Origin of the sequence: Chitinophaga sp. (assembly GCF_036566945.1) — a bacterium.
GTDB lineage: Bacteria > Bacteroidota > Bacteroidia > Chitinophagales > Chitinophagaceae > Chitinophaga.
On record NZ_DATCVJ010000004.1, the window covers coordinates 1 to 2,723 of the forward strand.

Annotated in this window: 3 protein-coding genes; 2 read left to right on the forward strand and 1 reads right to left on the reverse strand. The window is 41.2% G+C overall.

The genetic code is table 11. The features are described from left to right. Positions 1-185 precede the first annotated feature (185 nt). Together VIP81_RS00065 and VIP81_RS00070 are read left to right on the forward strand one after the other, a co-directional pair. Positions 186-1,271, forward strand: coding sequence for a porin (locus VIP81_RS00065; RefSeq protein WP_331956429.1), 1,086 nt, complete (start codon positions 186-188; stop codon positions 1,269-1,271). A gap of 192 nt (positions 1,272-1,463) precedes the next feature. Continuing rightward, a complete protein-coding gene (locus tag VIP81_RS00070; RefSeq protein ID WP_331956430.1) occupies positions 1,464-2,123 on the forward strand; it encodes a DUF2461 domain-containing protein in 660 nt (219 codons plus the stop codon). A gap of 141 nt (positions 2,124-2,264) precedes the next feature. Here the strand turns inward: VIP81_RS00070 and VIP81_RS00075 are convergent, their stop codons facing one another. Further along, complete coding sequence (locus tag VIP81_RS00075) at positions 2,265-2,516, reverse strand: hypothetical protein (protein ID WP_079471700.1); 252 nt, start codon at positions 2,514-2,516, stop codon at positions 2,265-2,267. Positions 2,517-2,723 lie beyond the last annotated feature (207 nt).

Genomic DNA, 2,723 nt, shown 5'->3' on the forward strand with positions numbered 1-2,723 from the left:
GGAATGGATAATTGGTAGTTAAATCGCTGTAAATAAGTGAAACTCGCACCAATCATTAGCTACTGATTATCCATTCCTTCTATTCTGATTGTAGCAATTTCAGAAGCACGCGTACACACCCCCGAAACAATCCGTAAGAAAAGGCCGCATCTATACTTACCATTTTATCAACCAAATTTATAAGTATGAAAAGAATGTTAACGACCTTATTTGTCATGGGCAGCAGCCTCGTTGCCATGTCACAATCCACGACCGATACTACAGTAGCTCCGGCTTTTAAATTGTCCGGATCCGCTGATGTATATTACAAGTACAATCTGAATGGCAACTACACCGACAATAAAACCAGTTTTACCAACTCTCATAATTCTTTCGAATTAGGAATGGTATCCCTGAAGGTGGAACATGGATTTAAAAAAGGGAGTATCGTTGCTGATCTCGGATTTGGTAAAAGAGCAGGAGAATTTTCCTATAATGATGTACCTGGCTCCGCAAACGGCCTGTCTATGGCCATCAAGCAATTGTATGTATCCTACCAGTTAACAGAAAAAGTGAAAGTGAGTCTTGGTAGTTATGCTACACACATCGGTTATGAATTGGTAGACGCTTACGCCAATAGAAACTATAGCATGAGCTATATGTTTAGTTACGGTCCTTTTTTCAATACAGGTGTTAAAGCAGACATTGCCCTCACCTCTTCTTTAAGCGCCATGGTAGGGGTGTTTAATCCTACCGATTTAAAATCAGTATCCCTTAACAGCCATAAATATATTGGTGCTCAGCTGGGCTTCGCTCCTGCAGAAACACCCATTAAGTTATACCTGAATTACCTCGAAGGAAAAGATACTTTTGGTATTCAAAACCACCAGGTAGACCTGGTCGCTACTTATCAGATTAATAAAGTGCTGGGTCTTGGCTACAATGCTACCTACAGTACTTACTCCGATACAAGAGCGCCTAAAGATACCCGTGAAAACGCCAAATGGTGGGGCAATGCACTCTACGTGAATCTGGACTTCACCGAAAAATTCGGATTGACCGTACGTGGTGAATACTTTAGCGATAAAGATGGCCTGAAAGTATTTGGCGCCATCCCTGAAGGCGGAAATGTTGTGGCCGGTACACTCACCTTTAACTACAAGGTAGGAAACCTCACGATTATGCCGGAATTCAGGCTGGACAAAGCATCTGCCGATATATTCAGTAAATCGGATGGCAAACCTTACGACATGACATCCAATGTACTGTTAGCTGCCACCTACCATTTCTGAGCCGAAAGCCGAAAGGATAAAGGATAAAGCTATTGTAGCGAATGACCAGAGCGATTCTTAATTCGCTTAGAGCATTTGCTACAATAGCTTTTTGCTTTCCGCCCACCGCTTTCCGACTTCGCTACAATACCTTTTTGCCTTCAGCCTTCTGCTTTCAGCTTCTTTTATATATATTGGGGGCAAAAAGTAGTAATGCTGCAGCCGTCCACGTTAAAATTTCTGAAGTCTCTCAGGCTGAATAATAATAAGGTCTGGTTTGACGAACACAAAACCGAATATCAATCTGCAAAAGCTGATTTTGAAAGCATGGTACAACAGCTCATCGACGGGCTGGCCAGGCAGGATGCGGCTATACAGGGTTTACAGGTAAAAGATTGCGTTTTCCGTATTTATAAGGACGTCAGGTTTTCGAAAGATAAGATACCCTATAAAACAAATCTCGGCGCCTCCTTTCAGGTAGGTGGTAAAAAATCAACCCTCGGCGGATACTATTTTCAACTGGAACCCGGCGGTAACAGCTTTGCCGGTGGTGGTATCTGGATGCCAGCCGCTCCCGAACTGAAAAAGATACGCCAGGAAATTGATTATAATTTCCGGGAATTTGAGCAGATCATTTCCAATAAGGAATTTATTAAACACTTTGGGAAGGTAGAGGGAGATGCATTGAAAACAGCGCCCCAGGGATATCAACCGGATAACCCGGCTATTGCCTATTTAAAGCTGAAAAGTGTGATTGTATCTCATCCCTTTACAGATGAAGCATGTACACAACCCACAATAGTAAAGGAGATTCTTAAAACATTTGCGCTGATGCAACCACTGTTGCAATTTATTAACCGCGCCATGGATTGATAAAAGTAGGTTATTAGTTTATCAGATAAATAATTGGCGTTAATAATTGCCCACAAGTGGCTCTCTTCCTTTTCCCGGCAACCTCATAACAATTAACTATTTATCGGATAAACTAATAAATACTCCCTGGCTATTCCAGGTTTAATTTTTGTGAATCAGGAATTCGAATGGCCGCGCTTTGCGATTCTTTAAAAGATTTTCTTTGTCCGTACGCGCATGAGCAAAACGTTGATTGTAAACATTCGCTACCTCAATAATAGGGATAATTCCATCCAGTGTATCCTGCTGATCAACGATGTTCATGATCCGGGATACCTGTGAAGAGAAATTGGTGCTCCACTCTTCGGTGAACTTGTGCATTAACAGAAGCTCGCGATTGGTGTTGGTTTTCATAGGACTTAAGGGTGTTTTCTGATTAGAAAATAACGAAAAATACCGGCATCTCTAAAATTGGACAACTCTTCTTTTTCAAAGAGTTTTAGTTGGCATAGGATTATTACTACCAAAATTGGATTTTATCCCGCACAAATCAATACTACTTCCGTGTAATTTTTAAGGTTTTTGTGTTATCGTTTTATGAATCACGTAAAAAAGAGCAAG